This window comes from Pseudomonas sp. (assembly GCF_050739655.1).
In the GTDB taxonomy this organism is placed as follows: domain Bacteria; phylum Pseudomonadota; class Gammaproteobacteria; order Pseudomonadales; family Pseudomonadaceae; genus Aquipseudomonas.
The window spans coordinates 1-16,047 of the sequence record NZ_JBOIBY010000405.1 but is presented as its reverse complement, the minus strand read 5'-3'; the positions used below and the strand labels follow the sequence as shown (position 1 = coordinate 16,047).

Genomic DNA, 16,047 nt, shown 5'->3' with positions numbered 1-16,047 from the left:
TTCAAAACAGCAGCGAAAACTTCAACGATTGTAGGAAAGTCGAAGGTCAGCATTGGTTCGAGTACGACCCTTCGTGACCGGCAGCTATTGGCCGCCGTTCGATACGCTGAAAATTTCCTATTGGAGCAACTTTCGCCTTGATCAGCGGAGCATTTTGCCTATTCTCAGTTTCAATCCATCGTATCGGAGTGTTTCCATGAGTTCGTTTCTGTACGACCTTGTCGCTTTCGCCATTTTTGTCGCAGATATCTGGGCGATCATTCATGTAGTGAAAAGCAGTGTTGAAGTCTTGAAGAAAGTGCTATGGGTCGCACTGATTGCATTGCTTCCGGTGATCGGCCTGATCATTTGGGCTATCGCTGGCCCTCGGGCAAAAGCCCGATAGGGGGCGGTCCAGAGTGTGTAAAAACGCCTCTGCGAAACCTTGCTTTGATTTATGAGGCTTTCATTAGAAGAATGAATAAATCCGCCCCCTTTTCACGTCCCCTTTTCATAGTGGGTGAAAGGCATAAATGTGTGGTCGGCCGGGTGGGGCGTTGCACAGGCTTGCCCCATTTGCATTCAATCTGATTGGTTATTTTTATCAGATTTGACCTGCACGCTTCCTGGCTATGACTACCATAAAGCGGTCAGAAGCAGCCTCTGACGACGAACCCGGCCCTTACATAGTGGTCACAACAAGTGATGGCATCGCGACTGATCAAGACCTCAGGTCTGCTCCACTCAAGAGCGAAGCTTGCAATTCACACACTTTAGGGTGCGCCGGATAACTTTCAGTGGGTTCGGTCTTGTTTGATGCAGGCGCCGACTGCTGCCATCCAATGGCTCCCATATCGGAGTACGAAATGACTCAATCAATGCGGTTCTTCCTATCGATCTTCCTCGCGACTGCATCATTGGCATCGGCTAGTTTCCTGAACAATGCAGGAGCGGCCACCGCCGAAGATCTGAATGCCGACTCTCGACAAGCGTTGCAAACTCTCTACAAGACCAATCCATTTTCTGAAACCATCTCGCACAAAGCCAAAGCTGTGCTTGTCTTCCCGAAAATCATCAAGGCGGGTCTTGTATTCGGCGGCAGCTATGGCGAAGGCGTATTAATGAAGGGCACGAAGGTAGAAAATTATTACAACTCCGTCAGCGGGTCGTGGGGGCTACAGGCAGGCGCCCAGTCGTATGGCTATGTGGTTTTTCTGATGACCGACAAAGCTGTGAAATATGTAGCTGAAACCAAGGGTTGGGAAATCGGTGTAGGACCAACGGTTGTAGTGGTTGATGAAGGGGTTTCGAAGAACCTGTCCAGTTCGACGCTGAAGGACGACGCGTACGCGTTCATCTTCGACCAAACGGGATTAATGGCTGGGATCAGTATCGAAGGAACGAAGATTTCCCTTATCAAGCGCTAAACCGGCTATTGAGCTGGGCATCTGGCAGGTGACGGCGGTCGATAGTTAAAAGGGAAAAAGGGGACGGGTTTATTTTCCAAAAAGAGAAGGAAAAATAAATCTGTCCCCTTTTTCTGCTCTTTTTCTGGTCACCCTCCTCCCCTCACAGACTGGTTACGCCCCATCGCCTTGGCGTTATACAAAGCCTGATCCGCCACCTTGATCAACCCTTGCAGATGGTTCAATTGGGTACCCGTGGCTACTGCAATGCCGATGCTCACCGTCAGCCGTCCGAACGGGCTGGCGTCGTGCGCAATATTCTCCTGCTTCAAACGGTCGAGGATAATCTGCGCCACCACCGCAGCACCGTCACCGTCGGTGTCAGGCATGATGATGCCAATCTCTTCTCCGCCATAACGCGCCACCAGATCTGACGGTCGCCGTACGCATGCCTCGAAAATCCTGCCAACTGTCTGCAAGCACGCGTCTCCAGCCACATGCCCGAGCGTGTCGTTAAAGCGCTTGAAGTAGTCAATATCAATCATCAGCAATGCCAACGTCGTTCCTTCGCGCTGTGCTCGCCGTGCTTCCATGGCAAGGCTCTCATCAAAGCATCGCCGATTGGCCAAACCGGTCAGGGCATCCTTCATCGCAAGCAGCTCAAGTTGCCGATTCGATGAGATCAACTGCTGCTGAGCCCCACGCAGTTGATCCTCTGCCTGGGTACGCCGACGGATGTCCAGGATCAAAAGCCAACCGATCAGACCGGTAAGTCCCAGCAACCCCATCACCACCACCGCGGACAGTAATGCCTCTGTTCGCCACGCAGCGAGGGCTTCACGCTTGCCGAGTGCCACAGTTGTTATCAGCGGCAGCAGCTCACTCTTTCGGAAGGCATAAAGCCGCTCCACGCCGTCCAGGCTGGAGGTAAACGACGCGGTGCCGACTGATCGATCGACCAGATACTTTGCGTAGATGGGCGACTTGGAAAAGTTGCGCCCCATATCCTGCTCGCGGAAAGGATAGCGAACCAGCAACGTACCGTCGGTATAGGACAAGCCGATAGCGCCCTCCTGCCCTACGTCGATCTTTCCAAACAACCGCAGGAAGTTTTCGATCCCCAAGGTGACCGCCACTACGCCGGCAAACTCGCCGCGAGGAGCATTGAAACGACGGCTGACGGTGATCACCCATTCGTGATTTGAACGGCTCTGGATTGGTGGACCGATAAAAATCTCGCGGGATGGATCGTCGCGGTGATGAATGAAATAGGCTCGATCAGAGCTGTTCGCCCCGGCAGGAATCGGCCGGTTGGAGGACATCAACCAGCGTCCCTGATTATCGTAGATCGTGATACCGCTGAGCTGAGGCATCAACGGCACTTGGCGGTTGACCAATGCACTGAGCCGCTGAATCTGCGCAGGGCCGCTACCTTCGGTTTCCAGGCGCTCGACAAGCCCGAGCAGAAGCAGCGAGCTTTGACGGACAATGCCTTCGGAATAAGTTGCAAGCGCCTGGGTAAGGTTTAAACCATGGACATCCACCTCCTCCAGTGCCCGATCGCGAGAGGCCAATACCTTCCAGACAGTCAGTGACGCCAGGGAACAACCGATAACCAAGAGCAAAAGCACAACAAGATGGGTATTACGCTTCACATTACTACCTTCTGGAAAGTCCGCTTTTCCGTTCCAGCCACTATAGGGCCAAGCCCATAGCTGCAGCCATTCGTCCTTGAACAAGGATACAAGTAGAGTTGAGCCGCTGCACCTCCGTTTCCCGGATGCTAACCGTTCAGTTGGAAGAGTTGTTCAGTTGCTGAAGCTCAAGTTGCTTGGCAGCACTGGCTTCGAGGTTTGCACGCTCTTCATCCAGATACCGATAAATACTTTGCAAGTTGGCGATTTTCTGTTTGATTTCTGCCATCTTCTTTTCAATTAGCTTAGCGCCGTCAGCACAATCGATTGCCTTGTTCCGCTGCGCATTCAGAATCTCGCCTATTTCCCCCAGGGAAAACCCCATGCTTTGCGCACGCTGGATAAAGTCCAGATCCTGCAGAGTTTGCGCTGTGTAAACGCGATAGTTGTTAGTTCCCCTCAGCGGTGAGATCAGGCCGATTTGCTCGTAGTAACGCAGCGTATGGCGGCTGGCGCCGCTGCGGGTCTCGAGTTCGCCAATTTTCATGAAAACACCGCTTGACTATAGAGTTGGGTCGATAGTTTACGCTTGATTTTTCACCTTAACCAGGAGCGGGAAAATGAGCGTGGAGTGCTTTGTTACGGGGGGTACCGGCTTCATCGGTCAACATCTGGTGGCGTACCTGAGTGCAAAAGGTCACACCATTCGGGTGTTGATGCGTCGCCCAGAGCGTCTAGCTGCACTGCAGGAACAAGTCGACAAATTGGGCGGGAACGCAACCCGGGTATTTGCCGTCGCTGGCGATCTGGAACGGGACAACCTCGGGCTGAGTCTTGGGGATCGAGAAGTTCTAAGGCACGCCAGCGTCATATTCCACCTGGGCGCCCACTTCGCTTGGGGGCTTTCAGTGGAGCAATCTCGTGCAGTGAATGTAGAAGGCGCAAAGCGCGTGGCGCTGTTGGCGGCTGAGCAGAAAAGCCGGTTAGTGATGATCGGCGGCTACATGCTGAAAAATCATGAACATCTGCAACGCATCGGAATTGATCCTTGCTATCCGCAGCTGACGAATTGGCCTGCAGTGTATCGGCGTGTCGGTGGTTATGAGGGGAGCAAGCTGGAGGCGCATTTTGCAACCCTGGAGGTCATGTCGGCCAAGGGCGGGGAGATTACCGTTGTCCACCCCGCGACAGTCTGTGGCCACAGCCGCACAGGGCATATCCTTGACGGTCAGCCGCTGGTGGAGCTGATACGCAACCTTGTACAGGGAAAGCTGACTGCGGTGCCCGGTACCGCCAAGCACTGGCTACCCCTGGTTACCGTGGATTACCTGGTTGAACTGGTGGCGGTTTGTGCTTTTGATCCCGCCATGGTGGGTCAGGAACTGCTGGCGCTTGATGACCAAACGCCTAACTTGCGAGAACTTCTGGTGCAGGTAGCAGAACCCGTTGGCTTACAGTCTCCCAAGCATTACATCTCGCTGCGATTTCTGAAGTTGCTACTGAGCATTCCTCCCGTTGCGCGGTTTTTGAATACAAAACCCGAAGCCTTGGACTTTATCCAGACCACTCGTTTTGATACAGCGGCGCTCGAGCTATTTGCCAACAGGCATGGAATAGCCAAACCAGATATACGCCAGTCTTTGCAGCACACTGCAACGTTCGTCAACTCATATCATGTTTTAAAAAGCAGTAAAAATCTTCCTTGTAGATAGCCCTGCCGCCCTCAGTCCCAGCTAAGTTTCTCTCCTTATCCTCTTCTCTTCGCAAGTTCAGCGCAGATCAGAAGAGGCTACCAGCACATGAATCCCGCAAAAGACGGATGGCTTAACAAAGTCCCCGAAGTGACACTGGCATTCTGGGTGATCAAGATTCTATCAACGACCGTGGGTGAAACCGGTGCTGACTTCCTGGCAGTAGATGCAGGTTTTGGCGCTGGCTGGACCAGCATCGGCATGGCGTTGCTACTGGCGTGCGCGTTGTTCTTTCAAATGCGCAAAACCGCCTATTCGCCCTGGATCTACTGGTTGACCGTGGTGTTGGTGAGCATCGTCGGCACGCAGATCACCGACATCATGACCGACATGCTCGACATCAGCCTGTACGTCAGCACTGCGGTGTTTTCGGTTCTGTTGGTGATGAATTTCCTGCTCTGGTTCCGGATGGAGCACAACCTGTCGATACGCGAAATCAACACGCCGCGGCGCGAACTTTTCTATTGGTCCACCGTACTCTGCACCTTTGCCCTGGGCACCGCCGCTGGGGATCTGGCCACTGAAGCGCTGGGGCTGGGATTCACCGTCGGCGCAGTCATTTTCGGAGCTCTGATTGCGGCGACGTTGCTGGCTTGGCGACTGGGAGCCAACGTGGTGTTGACCTTCTGGATCGCCTATATCCTGACCCGCCCGTTCGGCGCTTCCCTGGGCGACTTGCTGACTCAGGCCAAGACCTATGGCGGCCTGGGCATGGGCGCCGCCTGGACCAGCGCTATCTTCCTGACCGTCATCACGCTGCTGGTGGCTGTCGCGCAAATCAGCATCGGCAACCGTCAAAACGCCATTCAATAACCGTTCAATCAAGGAATCAAAATGCGCTCCTTCCAAACGGCTTTTCGTCACGTAGCGATCATCTCGTCTCTGGTACTGCTCGGCAGCACAGTCGGTTGCTCCAAACCCGCCGACAAACCCGGCGTCGGCACGCCCACTAGCTCTATGAGCGCGGCGGCTCAGTCTGGCTCGAAACTGGGTGACCTAAGCGAGTTCCAAAGCATCGCCGCCGACGTTACCGCGCTTGTCGAAAAAAACGATCTCCTCGGTGCCAAAACCCGCATCAAGGATTTGGAAAGCTCCTGGGACTCCGCCGAAGCCGGTATCAAACCCCGTGCCGCCACCGACTGGCATGTGCTGGACAAAGCGATTGATCGCGCGCTCGACGCACTGCGCGCCAGTTCCCCAAAGCGCGATGAATGTAAGGCGACAATGGATAATTTGCTCAAAGCCTTCGAATCGATGAAAGGCAAACAGTAAGGGCAGCGACGGCGGACAAACGCCGGCTCAAGTGCTTCAATACAGGCGCGATGGTAATGACCGTCGCGCTTTTTTTCTGTCGGAGCGGTGCATGCGGATTCTGCTGGTCGAAGATGACCTGATGATTGGTGCTGCCATCGAGGGTGCGCTCAACGATGCGAGCTACGCCACCGACTGGGTGAAGAACGGACTCACCGCCCTGGCAGCTCTGGACACCCAGACCTACGACTTGGTGCTGCTGGATCTCGGCCTGCCCGACAAGGACGGGCTCGATGTGCTGGATGTCATTCGCGCTCGCAACAACCCTGTGCCGCTGCTCATTATCACCGCCCGCGATGGCTTGGATGACCGCCTACGTGGTCTCGATGGCGGCGCTGATGATTTCCTGCTCAAACCCTTCGCCATGGCCGAGTTGCTGGCGCGCATGCGCGCGGTACTGCGCCGTCGCGGCGGTAATGCCCAATCGGTGCTGGATAACGGCGAGGTGTCGTTGAATCTGGTTTCCAAAATGGCTTGCACCTGCGAGACCCCAGAGGTCCAGCTTTCCAGTCGCGAATTCTCCCTTTTGCAGGCCCTGCTGATCCGCCCGGGAGCCATACTCTCGCGCAGTGAGCTTGAAGACCGGATCTACGGCTGGGGCAACGAAGTGGAAAGCAATGCAGTGGAGTTCTTGATCCATGGGTTGCGGCGAAAACTGGGGAGCCATGTCATCAAGAATGTCAGGGGGATGGGATGGATGGTTTCAAAAGGCGTTTGAGCAACTCGGTACAGTCACGGCTTTCAATAACGCTGTCACTGGCGATCCTCGTCGTTGCGGTGCTGGCCAGTGCTTTCGCTTTCATCTCGGCATTTAAAGAAGCGCACGAAATGCAGGACGAAACCTTGCGCCAGGTGGCAGTGTTGTTTGATCGACAGCATATGACGCTTCGCTATCCCGGTGCAGAGCCGGTCGTTGGCGACGACGAAGAGTCCAGGGTCATCGTGCAGTACCTGGCCGATAGCGCCAAAGCGACCGGCAATGACGACGCAACCACCCCGCTGCCCTTTCCCATGACACTGGCCGATGGCTTGTCGACGTTGAACATCGCGGGTGAGAAATTTCGCGTTCTGGTCAGAACCACTTCGACAGGGCACCGTATCGTTGTTGCGCAAGAGGCAGACGTGCGCGACAAGCAAGCACGTGAAAGCGCATGGCGCAGTCTTTTGCCATTTCTCATTCTGTTTCCGGTGCTGCTGTTGGTGGTGGGGGACCTGGTGCGCAAGCTGTTTCGTCCCATCGCGACGCTCTCGGCCGAAATCGATCAGCGCGATCAGCAGGCGCTGCATCCCATCGATGAAAACCACCTGCCGACCGAGATCCGTCCTTTTGTCGTGGCAATCAATCGACTGCTCAGGCGCGTCGCACAAGCCATGGAAAAACAGCGGCGGTTTATCGCCGATGCCGCACATGAATTGCGCTCTCCAATGACGGCCCTTTCCTTGCAAACTGAGCGGCTGGCGTCCACGCCAATGTCGGCGGCCGCCCACGAAAACTTTCAGGCATTGGCTCAAGGCATCGAGCGCAGCAGGAAACTGATGGAACAATTGCTGACCCTGGCAGCCGCGCAGTCGGACGCGCAGCGATCAGAGACGGCCGTTTCGGTTCATGAAGTCTTTCGTCGAACGCTGGAAGACTTACTGCCACTGGCAGAGAACAAGGGCATCGATATCGGAGTTCAAAGCACCGAGGACGTACAGGTCGTCATCAACGAGCTGGATCTGTTCGTCCTGGTAAAAAATTTGGTGGATAACGCAATACGCTATACCCCCTCTGGCGGACGTGTCGACCTGAGAGTTGAACTGGCGCAGCAGGACGTGATTATAGAGATTGAAGACTCGGGGCCTGGCATCAGCGTCGAAGAACAATCGCTAGTGTTCGATCCGTTTTACCGCAACCTGAGCACAGGTGAAGCCGGCTCCGGGCTTGGGCTGTCCATCGTCGCGGCGATAGCCGAGCGTATCGGGGCACGCGTCGGGTTGAGCTTTTCAGATGAGGTGAAACAGAGCGGACTACGTGTTTCTGTCTTGCTGAAAATTCGTAAGTGCTGATTTTTCCACTGACAGGAACCTGCAATGTTTTTGCCATTGGCCCTGGAAGTGAGCTTTACGCATTATCCGAACCGTCCCAAGCCTGCTGAATGCAGGCTTGGGATCATTGTCTGAGTCAGTCGCGAGCGGGAGCGACCAGAGGGGAGTTATTGACTGGCAGTTTTTTCGCTGCCAGCCCAGTTCAACAAGCCATGGGTGAAACCGTAGCTCGCTGCCTGGTAATAGGTAATCGCGCGTTCGATTAGAGGGTCGTCGAGTTGAACCGTAACCTCATGGCTTGCACCCAGCGCGTCGTCGTGGCGTCGCAACAAGGATCGGGGGCTGAGAATAGCCAAATCCTTACCATCGAACAGACCAAGGTGCTGGTAATTGCCTACCAACACGCGGGGTGGCAAGTTGGACGGTTGAAGCAAGTCACGACCGAAAAATGTGGATTCGTAATTGAGGTTTAACAACCCGAGCAGGGTTGGAGCCAAGTCAATCTGACTGGCCAACTGACCCTCTTCACGCGCAGGAACGAGCTTTGGCGCGTAAATAAACAATGGGATTTGATAGTTACGAATCGGGAGATCTTCCTTACCCGCGCTACCAGCGGTGTGGTCAGCGACAAAGACAAAGATCGTGTCGTCGAACCAGGCCTTCTTTCGGGCTGCTTCAAGAAACTTTCCGATTGCATAGTCGGTGTACTTCACAGCACCGTCGCGGCCGTCACCGGATGCAATATCAATCCTGCCCTCTGGATAAGTGTATGGACGGTGATTGGAGGTAGTCATCAGTTGCAGCAGGAACGGTTTTTGGCGAGCGAAATTCTCGTCTGCCAGCTTCAGCGTCAGTTGATAGAGGTCTTCATCAGCCATACCCCAGGCATTTTTGAAATGGATCTCTGCTTCATCGACGCTGCTTTGATCGACGACCTGATAACCATTCCCGCCGAAGAACGCATTCATATTGTCAAAGTAGCCACGGCCGCCATACACAAACACGCTGTCGTAACCGACATGATTGAGCTGCTGGCCCAGGCTGGCAAAACCACTTTCACGGCCTACCCGTTTGACAATCGAGCGGCCCGGCGTTGGCGGAATAGACAGCGTAATGGCTTCCAGGCCACGGTCGGTCCTGGTGCCAGTGGCATAGAAGTTGTTGAAGTACAGACTCTCTTTACGCAATTGATCGAGATTCGGCGTCAGGTTGGCAGAGTTGCCATTGCTACCCATGTACTTGGCGCTAAAGCTTTCGATAGTCACCAAAATAATATTATGTCGCTTGGTGTTTTCGTTCTGCGTCACGATTCGACGGACATCAAGCGGATCCTTACCGATGAACCGCACGTCGCTTTGCGCCAACTCTTGATGGATCATCTTGCCGACTGCGTCATTGGGCAAGGTGCCGTAGAACTGTTCGTAGTCCAACTCGTTATTGCGAAACGCGGCAAAGAACTGGTAGGGACCATTGCTGGCCAACTCATGCTGATAGGTGTTGCCGCCTTTGCCACGGGGAGTGTCTTGGTCAACGCCCAACAGAACGACAGCACTCAAGGCAACAATCACTGCGATATTCAGCAAGCGCACGCGCCAGGACGGCAACGGCGCACCCATCACCCGCTTTAGAGATCTGTGCAAAGCAATGCAAGTGACAACGGCAATCACCGCCAACCCGCTGAGCAACTTGCCGATGGGGTAAGACTCCAGGATGTTATTCAACACCTCATCGGAGTACACCAAATAATCCACGGCAATAAAGTTGAAGCGTACGCCGAATTCGTCCCAGAACAGCCATTCAGCCACCGCAGTAAATAACATCACGAAAACGCTGAGTGTTAACAGCCCTTGCAAAAACCAGCGGTGCCCCCGGGTGCGCCATAGCGAAGGGGGACACAGCAGCACATACAGGCTCATCGGCAGAGCGGCGTACACCAGAAAGCTCAGGTCGTACAAGGCGCCTATACCGAAGACCGAAGCATAGGCATTACCCGCTTCCGACAGGTGGGTGGTGAGTAACACCAGGCGGGTGAGGAAAAAAACCACCAACCACAGGCCGGTGATCAAAAGAATGAAACGCAACGGGGCTGACGCGGGAAAGCGCATTATGAACTCCTTGTGGTACACCCCTCCAAATTGGAAATTGTTGTGCCGATGGGGCTGCGAGTCATACGCATAAAGACATTCCTGTCTTCGAATGCGCTGAGTTATGACTGATGAAGGGGAAGTAAATGTACCCGACGAATAAGCAAAATTTCGTCAAAGCAATAGGACGTTTGAATAATCGGAGCGGGTGCGGAGCATCGTGCCCCAACAATTCCATGATGGGCCACATCTTCCTACCGGCAAAGATCGGCTCCTTAATGGTGCAGCTCGTGGCTGAAGCGAGGCGCATGCTGACTACTCCCCCGGATGCTCTTCGGTGCAACCGAAGAGCATCCGGGGGAATCGCCTTCAGGGCTTACGATTAAACGAATAGAACAAGTTCGGCTCGGCCACGACATACAAATGCCCTTGCCTATCCATGGTCACACCCTCTGGATGCACTTTGGGCAAGAAAAAATCCTTTACGCCTCGAGCAGGCTTTTGTAGCTGATAAAGCGGCCCTCTTTATCCAGCTCAATCAATAATTTTGATTCCTCGCTGAGTAAAACGAGATGACCAGTGCCGGGATCGCAATAAACGTCGGCCAGGTCATGCCCGAAAAAGCTACGGTCCACCCATTCAGTTCGATCGATCAAGTTGATGGACAGGTTTCCACCCAGGCTCTTCGACACTCCATTGATCTCATATAACTGTCGCGGGTCGCGTTCCTTGATCGCAAACAATCGGTCCCCTACAGGGTCGTAGGTGACCCCTTCAAAGCCCTTGTTTTTTGTACTCAGGTTGACGCCTACGGTGATGAACGGCTGCGCTCCCTTTCGAATGGGTGCGGACTTCTCGGGCAGTTCGATAAAGGTGAGACGTTGAGCACCTTCTTCAGTGACAACAACACGACCATTGCCCATGTAGGCCAATCCTTCGGTATCGTCAAAGCCCTCAAGCGGATAACGCTCATGTACGTTACCAGCGCGGTCGAGCGCGACAATTTGCATGGCCCCGCCGTTGGTAATGGCCAACAACCGGTCATGGTCGTAGTCGTAGGTAATATCTGAAAGGTCTTCTTTAATGCCCTCTATTGGCTTAGCCACTACATCAGGCGCAAAGCCTGGAAGCCATAAGCCAGTCGCTTGACTGGAGTTGGTCCAGGTTTGCATAACAGCGTGGTACAACTGTTGATGCCAGTAGAAGCGGGTGGAAGCTGTCCCTAGCACGCCCAGCAACAGCGCTACAAAAATGGAATTACGTAGCTGACGCTGTCGCACGGCTTTTCGCGTCGACATAGCCGCACCCGATTCAACAATCATCAATTAACCCCAACCGTTAAAGCGGATGCGTCCAAACAAATGAATAAACCTTGTCCGGCGCTGAGGGCTGGCAACTATGGTTGTCCGCATCCGAGCCAACCAGGAACCATTCAGCCCTTGAGGTACCGCCCACTCTGCGAGCTTTTTTCGGGTCGTAACAGCGTTCCAGATCGTGCGCGGGCACTAACGCATAGGCCTGTGGGTGACTACGAAGCCACAGGGCTGATTGTTCCAGAGCCCTACTTTCCACAAAACCAAAGTGCACAATAGGCTGCTGCGCGAACAACCAGTGCCCTTCCCGCCAACCGACCAGCACCAACTCGGAGTTTCCAGTTAGTCGCGCCACTTCACGCATAATCGTTTCGTGAGGGTTAATGCCCTCTTTTCGTGGTTCGATGAAGCCACGTACTAGCCACGCGCACAACCACACTGCGGTCAATACAACAAATACTTTGCGACCCTTCGCACGCTTGCTGAACCAACGGCGCAGCATCCAGGGAATAAGTGGCGCAACTAACAGAATCAATGCCGGCAGCGCAGGAAAGATGTACAACTTACGTTTGCCGCTGCTCAAGCTGAAGAACAACAACACCAGAACTACCCAACCCAGTAGCACCAATACTCGACCGTCGTGCTTGGCCAACTGCTTGCGCCAGGCAGGTACCAGCCATGGGAGCATGAAAAAAATCGGCATCCAGTACTTAGGGATAACCTGGACGAAGAAATACCAGAAGGGTTCGCGATGCGCCCAAGCGTTGGCGTAACGGCCAGCCGTTTGTTTGAGCAGGATTTCCTGAGCGTAAGCCACGCTATCGGCACTGCCCTGAAGCACGATCAACAATAGCGGGCCCAGCCATAGACCAATGGCGGCCAACGCGACCAGCAACCCCAGCCACCAGCGCCCCCCCATGCCAGGCATCGGCACCACGCCTTTCCAGCCTTTGCGCACCGCATACGCATAGGGAATCAGCATCAGCACCGGCAGAAAGCCCACACCTTTGCTGATGACGCCAAACCCCATGGCCGCACAGGCAACGTAGTACCAGCGCCAGGCAGGGCCGAGCAATATATGCCGGCACAAGCCATAGATCCCCAGAATCGTCCACAGGGCCAGGAAGCCATCGATCTGCCCCGTCCGTAAAATGCTATAGGTTTGGTAGGTCGCGAGAAACAATAGCGCCGCGATCACACCTACGCGCCGCCCCCACAAGCGACGGCCCAGGTCATACAAGCAGGCCGTCGTAACCGCACTTGCCAATAGCGCGGGCAAGTACAGGGCTACTTTTGGCAGGTGTGTAAGTTGCACAAATAACGCTACGGCCCACATGAAAAGTGGAGGCTTGTCTGCGTAAATTTCGCCAGCCCGATGGGGAATAAACCAGGAACCGTTCTGCAGCATTTCCAAGGCTACGCCGAGAAAACGCTCTTCATCGACGTTCAGCGGTTGGCGCCAGCCGAGACCCGCTCCTACCATGACCAACGTCAATACCACAAAAGCCAACAGTTCCAATCGCGAAGAAGATAGTCGTATCCGCACCGTCTTAGTCCTTTTTATCCAGTTCGTGGTTTTCCTTCCCACGATACTTGGCGATCAGCTGCAAATTGCGCAGGTACACAATAAAACCGAAAGACTGACCGACAATAAAAACCGGGTCTTGGCGATAGATTGCGTATGCCAATAGCAGTGCACTGCCAACGATGCTCAGGTACCAGAATCCAACAGGGATCACGCTGCGCTTTTTGTATTCGCTGTACAGCCACTGCAGAGCAAACCGCCCGGTGAAGACCAACTGACCAACGAAGCCAATGGTCAGCCACAAAGATTCTCTACCCATATCAGACCTCTGACTCTTGTGCGCTGACTTCCAGGCGGGTGCGTTTTATCAGCCACCACACTCCGAACAAATCGACGATGCCCACGAGAGCACGATCGAGATTTCCGTACTTGGAAATTCCGGTACCACGCTCACGGTGGTTCACAGGCTGAACCAGCATTCGGCCGTTATGACGGCGGATCAGGGCGGGAATAAAGCGATGCATATGATCGAAGTAGGGCAGGCGCAGAAACGCCTCGCGTTCAATCAACTTGATACCGCAACCGGTATCGGGGGTCTGGTCTTTCAGCAAGCTACTGCGCAGAGAGTTTGCGAATCGCGAAGCCCAGCGTTTGCTCGCCGTATCACGGCGATTGACGCGGTGCCCCGCCACAAGCTTGACACCTGCCGGCTGCCCCTCCGATCCACGAACCAGGTCCAGCATTTTCGGCAGATCGGCTGGATCGTTCTGCCCGTCGCCATCCAGGGTTGCCAACCAATGACCACGCGCCACTTCAGCAGCGTGGTAAATCGAGGTGCTTTGCCCGAGGGAACGAGAATGGCTGAGCACCCGCAATTGACTGTAGCCATTCTTTTGTAACGTTCGTAATTCGGCGGCGGTGGTGTCAGTGCTCCCATCGTCCACCACTATGACTTCGAAGGTTTCGTTGGCTAGCGCGGCACGCACTTCTTCTAATAGTGGAATGAGGTTGCCTGCTTCATTTTTTGCCGGAATCAGAACCGACACATAGGGTGTTTCGTGCATGACGTTCCCGTAAAAGGTGAGAATTGAGTGGCTAAACGCCGTAATAGTTGCGGTACCAATCGACGAACGACTGTACACCCATGGACACCGGGATCTGTGGGCGAAAACCCACACGGTCCTCCAACTCTCGAGTGTCCGCCCAGGTGTTAACAACTTCACCTGACTGTAACGGCATAAAGTTTTTTATGGCGCGGATTCCCAGCGCCTCTTCAATGCACTCTACAAATTCCAGAAGCTTTACCGGCGCGCCAAATCCGATGTTGTAAACCTTGTTTCGCCCGCCGGGCTCATCCGTAGGTGGCAGCGGCATCAAACGCACCAAGCCCTCGACGATGTCGTCGATATAGGTGAAATCGCGAGACATCGCACCGTCGTTGTACACGTCAATGCTGCGACCTTTAAGGATGGCGTCAGTGAACTTGAACAGTGCCATGTCGGGCCGCCCCCATGGCCCATACACGGTAAAGAATCGCAGACCAGTAGCGGGAATTCCGTAGAGATGAGAGTAAGCGTGAGCCATCAGTTCATTGGCGCGCTTGGTGGCGGCATAGAACGATACTGGCCGATCGACAGGATCGGTCGTGGCATACGGTAAGTGGTCGTTCAATCCGTACACCGAGCTACTTGACGCGTAAATCAGATGCGCCGGCATATGAGCACGACAGGCTTCCAATACGTTAAGGAATCCCACTAGATTGCTTTGCCCGTATGTGTCCGGGTGGTCAATGGAATAACGCACACCGGCCTGGGCAGCCAGGTGAATGACTTGCTCGAACTCCTTTTCAGCAAACAAGCCTAGCAGCGTCTGTTTGTCGACCACATCCAGCAACTGGAACTGGAAGTTGGGGAACGCCGCCAGTTGCGAGAGTCGAGCCTGTTTCAGCTCAACGCTGTAGTAGTCGTTGAGGTTGTCGATGCCAATAACGTCGTGGCCATCGCTGCACAGACGCTTAGCGGTATGGAATCCAATAAAACCCGCTACGCCGGTTACCAGTACTTTCATGCACGTCGTCCTTGCGCGTTTTTCCCAACGAGGTAGCTCAATTGACCCTGCGCCCCGTTGATGTCTCCAACGAGGATAAGGTCTGAAAGCGCAATAGCGGTTTTTTCGTAGGGAATGCGGTTATCGTCAGCATTCCAACGGTACATCCGCCGACAAACCGCTGCCAGACGGATTGGCTGAGCCAAACCGTCATAGTCACCGCACGGGACGGTCACTTCCATAAATCACTCCGCTTAATGAAAGGGCGTACTGTTTTTACAAAGACTTATAACCATAAAGAAATGAAAATTTTGTGAGGGTACGCAAAGTGGTAGCGATAAAAAGCGCTTAACAATCTTAATGCAAACCGGCTTCCAGCAGGAGTTTCCATGCGTGCGGCGGATGCGAGAAAACACGAAGGGAGCCAAGACGTGATGAAGGACGCTCGTAAGACTTTTCCTGATACGAATATGCAAACGATCATTTTTAGTGATTTTCTTGCTTGCAAGCAACGATTTTCCGACCGTTTTTTCATGTTTCTTTCACAAAATCGCACTTACCCTCAATGGATACGGATAGCCCCCCCCTTGCGAGCTTTCATTCGCCTATGGCTCATAAGAATTTTCCAGAGTGCTTGATCGAGTATTTGAGGTAACTTATTGATGCAGCTTTTGTTTTAGCATCTATGCTTTCATTCGATCCAAGTTATTTAGCCTCTCAGGCTACACTCTCTTTAGCCGCGAGGTGCCCATGAGTCAAGCGTTCCTTCCTTTCTCTCGCCCCAGTATGGGCGATGAAGAAATTACTGCCGTAGAGCAAGTATTGCGCTCCGGCTGGATCACTACCGGGCCAAAAAACCAGGAGCTGGAAGAAAAGTTCGCCCACTACGTGGGATGTCAGCATGCCGTTGCGCTGTCCTCAGCCACCGGTGGAATGCACATCACCTTACTTGCGTTGGGCATCGGTCCTG

Annotated in this window: 19 protein-coding genes; 9 read left to right on the top strand and 10 right to left on the bottom strand. The window is 54.0% G+C overall.

Annotation, left to right across the window (positions count from 1 at the left end):
- Nucleotides 1–196 precede the first annotated feature (196 nt).
- Both ACRESJ_RS19955 and ACRESJ_RS19950 read left to right on the top strand, forming a co-directional pair.
- Nucleotides 197–385 (top strand): PLD nuclease N-terminal domain-containing protein, encoded by a 189-nt coding sequence (locus ACRESJ_RS19955; protein ID WP_431759427.1) that lies wholly within the window; start codon nt 197–199, stop codon nt 383–385.
- A gap of 460 nt (nt 386–845) precedes the next feature.
- Nucleotides 846–1,406, top strand: coding sequence for a YSC84-related protein (locus ACRESJ_RS19950; RefSeq protein WP_431759426.1), 561 nt, complete (start codon nt 846–848; stop codon nt 1,404–1,406).
- Nucleotides 1,407–1,534: 128 nt separating this feature from the next.
- Here ACRESJ_RS19950 and ACRESJ_RS19945 read toward each other — a convergent pair whose 3' ends face one another.
- On the bottom strand, nt 1,535–3,040 hold the full coding sequence (locus tag ACRESJ_RS19945; RefSeq protein ID WP_431759425.1) for a sensor domain-containing diguanylate cyclase: 1,506 nt from the start codon (nt 3,038–3,040) through the stop codon (nt 1,535–1,537).
- A gap of 136 nt (nt 3,041–3,176) precedes the next feature.
- Entirely contained in the window at nt 3,177–3,566 is a 390-nt protein-coding gene (locus ACRESJ_RS19940; protein ID WP_431759424.1) for a MerR family transcriptional regulator, read from the bottom strand.
- Nucleotides 3,567–3,639: 73 nt separating this feature from the next.
- Between ACRESJ_RS19940 and ACRESJ_RS19935 the strand changes: the two genes are divergently transcribed.
- From ACRESJ_RS19935 to ACRESJ_RS19915, 5 genes are all read left to right on the top strand, one after another.
- Entirely contained in the window at nt 3,640–4,731 is a 1,092-nt protein-coding gene (locus ACRESJ_RS19935) for an SDR family oxidoreductase (protein WP_431759423.1), read from the top strand.
- A gap of 87 nt (nt 4,732–4,818) precedes the next feature.
- On the top strand, nt 4,819–5,583 hold the full coding sequence (locus ACRESJ_RS19930) for a COG4705 family protein (protein ID WP_431759422.1): 765 nt from the start codon (nt 4,819–4,821) through the stop codon (nt 5,581–5,583).
- A gap of 21 nt (nt 5,584–5,604) precedes the next feature.
- Nucleotides 5,605–6,042, top strand: a complete 438-nt coding sequence (locus ACRESJ_RS19925; RefSeq protein ID WP_431759421.1) for a hypothetical protein — start codon at nt 5,605–5,607, stop codon at nt 6,040–6,042.
- A 91-nt stretch (nt 6,043–6,133) separates the two neighbouring features.
- Nucleotides 6,134–6,799: a response regulator gene (locus ACRESJ_RS19920; RefSeq protein ID WP_431759420.1), complete on the top strand. Its 666-nt coding sequence runs from the start codon at nt 6,134–6,136 to the stop codon at nt 6,797–6,799.
- Nucleotides 6,775–8,130: an ATP-binding protein gene (locus tag ACRESJ_RS19915; protein WP_431759419.1), complete on the top strand. Its 1,356-nt coding sequence runs from the start codon at nt 6,775–6,777 to the stop codon at nt 8,128–8,130. The genes ACRESJ_RS19920 and ACRESJ_RS19915 overlap by 25 nt, the downstream gene beginning before the upstream one ends.
- 146 nt (nt 8,131–8,276) lie before the next feature.
- Here the strand turns inward: ACRESJ_RS19915 and ACRESJ_RS19910 are convergent, their stop codons facing one another.
- The 8 genes from ACRESJ_RS19910 to ACRESJ_RS19875 form a co-directional block, all read right to left on the bottom strand.
- The gene (locus ACRESJ_RS19910) at nt 8,277–10,214 is read right to left on the bottom strand and encodes an LTA synthase family protein (protein WP_431759418.1); all 1,938 of its coding nucleotides are present in this window, start codon (nt 10,212–10,214) and stop codon (nt 8,277–8,279) included.
- Nucleotides 10,215–10,562: 348 nt separating this feature from the next.
- Complete coding sequence (locus ACRESJ_RS19905; protein WP_431759446.1) at nt 10,563–10,634, bottom strand: SdiA-regulated domain-containing protein; 72 nt, start codon at nt 10,632–10,634, stop codon at nt 10,563–10,565.
- 41 nt (nt 10,635–10,675) lie between these two features.
- Nucleotides 10,676–11,515, bottom strand: coding sequence for an SdiA-regulated domain-containing protein (locus ACRESJ_RS19900; protein ID WP_431759417.1), 840 nt, complete (start codon nt 11,513–11,515; stop codon nt 10,676–10,678).
- A gap of 16 nt (nt 11,516–11,531) precedes the next feature.
- Entirely contained in the window at nt 11,532–13,052 is a 1,521-nt protein-coding gene (locus tag ACRESJ_RS19895) for an ArnT family glycosyltransferase (protein ID WP_431759416.1), read from the bottom strand.
- A gap of 4 nt (nt 13,053–13,056) precedes the next feature.
- A complete protein-coding gene (locus ACRESJ_RS19890) occupies nt 13,057–13,350 on the bottom strand; it encodes a lipid-A-disaccharide synthase N-terminal domain-containing protein (protein WP_431759415.1) in 294 nt (97 codons plus the stop codon).
- Nucleotide 13,351: 1 nt separating this feature from the next.
- Nucleotides 13,352–14,095 carry a glycosyltransferase family 2 protein gene (locus tag ACRESJ_RS19885; protein ID WP_431759414.1) on the bottom strand — a complete coding sequence of 248 codons (744 nt, stop codon included), beginning with the start codon at nt 14,093–14,095 and terminating at the stop codon, nt 13,352–13,354.
- A 31-nt stretch (nt 14,096–14,126) separates the two neighbouring features.
- Nucleotides 14,127–15,098, bottom strand: coding sequence for an NAD-dependent epimerase/dehydratase family protein (locus tag ACRESJ_RS19880; RefSeq protein WP_431759413.1), 972 nt, complete (start codon nt 15,096–15,098; stop codon nt 14,127–14,129).
- Nucleotides 15,095–15,319: a hypothetical protein gene (locus ACRESJ_RS19875; protein WP_431759412.1), complete on the bottom strand. Its 225-nt coding sequence runs from the start codon at nt 15,317–15,319 to the stop codon at nt 15,095–15,097. The genes ACRESJ_RS19880 and ACRESJ_RS19875 overlap by 4 nt, the downstream gene beginning before the upstream one ends.
- A gap of 147 nt (nt 15,320–15,466) precedes the next feature.
- On the opposite strand from ACRESJ_RS19875, the gene ACRESJ_RS19870 reads away from it, so the two are divergent.
- Together ACRESJ_RS19870 and ACRESJ_RS19865 are read left to right on the top strand one after the other, a co-directional pair.
- Nucleotides 15,467–15,715, top strand: a complete 249-nt coding sequence (locus ACRESJ_RS19870; protein WP_431759411.1) for a hypothetical protein — start codon at nt 15,467–15,469, stop codon at nt 15,713–15,715.
- Nucleotides 15,716–15,827: 112 nt separating this feature from the next.
- The coding region (locus ACRESJ_RS19865) for a DegT/DnrJ/EryC1/StrS family aminotransferase (protein WP_431759410.1) at nt 15,828–16,047 on the top strand (220 nt) is incomplete at its 3' end.

Excerpts from the sequence above, each read along its gene's own strand:
- ACRESJ_RS19955 (WP_431759427.1), top strand. The coding sequence starts at position 197 with ATGAGTTCGTTTCTGTACGACCTTGTCGCTTTCGCCATTTTTGTCGCA.
- ACRESJ_RS19950 (WP_431759426.1), top strand. The coding sequence starts at position 846 with ATGACTCAATCAATGCGGTTCTTCCTATCGATCTTCCTCGCGACTGCA.
- ACRESJ_RS19940 (WP_431759424.1), bottom strand. The coding sequence starts at position 3,566 with ATGAAAATTGGCGAACTCGAGACCCGCAGCGGCGCCAGCCGCCATACG.
- ACRESJ_RS19935 (WP_431759423.1), top strand. The coding sequence starts at position 3,640 with ATGAGCGTGGAGTGCTTTGTTACGGGGGGTACCGGCTTCATCGGTCAA.
- ACRESJ_RS19930 (WP_431759422.1), top strand. The coding sequence starts at position 4,819 with ATGAATCCCGCAAAAGACGGATGGCTTAACAAAGTCCCCGAAGTGACA.
- ACRESJ_RS19925 (WP_431759421.1), top strand. The coding sequence starts at position 5,605 with ATGCGCTCCTTCCAAACGGCTTTTCGTCACGTAGCGATCATCTCGTCT.
- ACRESJ_RS19920 (WP_431759420.1), top strand. The coding sequence starts at position 6,134 with ATGCGGATTCTGCTGGTCGAAGATGACCTGATGATTGGTGCTGCCATC.
- ACRESJ_RS19915 (WP_431759419.1), top strand. The coding sequence starts at position 6,775 with ATGGATGGTTTCAAAAGGCGTTTGAGCAACTCGGTACAGTCACGGCTT.
- ACRESJ_RS19910 (WP_431759418.1), bottom strand. The coding sequence starts at position 10,214 with ATGCGCTTTCCCGCGTCAGCCCCGTTGCGTTTCATTCTTTTGATCACC.
- ACRESJ_RS19900 (WP_431759417.1), bottom strand. The coding sequence starts at position 11,515 with ATGATTGTTGAATCGGGTGCGGCTATGTCGACGCGAAAAGCCGTGCGA.
- ACRESJ_RS19890 (WP_431759415.1), bottom strand. The coding sequence starts at position 13,350 with ATGGGTAGAGAATCTTTGTGGCTGACCATTGGCTTCGTTGGTCAGTTG.
- ACRESJ_RS19885 (WP_431759414.1), bottom strand. The coding sequence starts at position 14,095 with ATGCACGAAACACCCTATGTGTCGGTTCTGATTCCGGCAAAAAATGAA.
- ACRESJ_RS19880 (WP_431759413.1), bottom strand. The coding sequence starts at position 15,098 with ATGAAAGTACTGGTAACCGGCGTAGCGGGTTTTATTGGATTCCATACC.
- ACRESJ_RS19875 (WP_431759412.1), bottom strand. The coding sequence starts at position 15,319 with ATGGAAGTGACCGTCCCGTGCGGTGACTATGACGGTTTGGCTCAGCCA.
- ACRESJ_RS19870 (WP_431759411.1), top strand. The coding sequence starts at position 15,467 with ATGCGTGCGGCGGATGCGAGAAAACACGAAGGGAGCCAAGACGTGATG.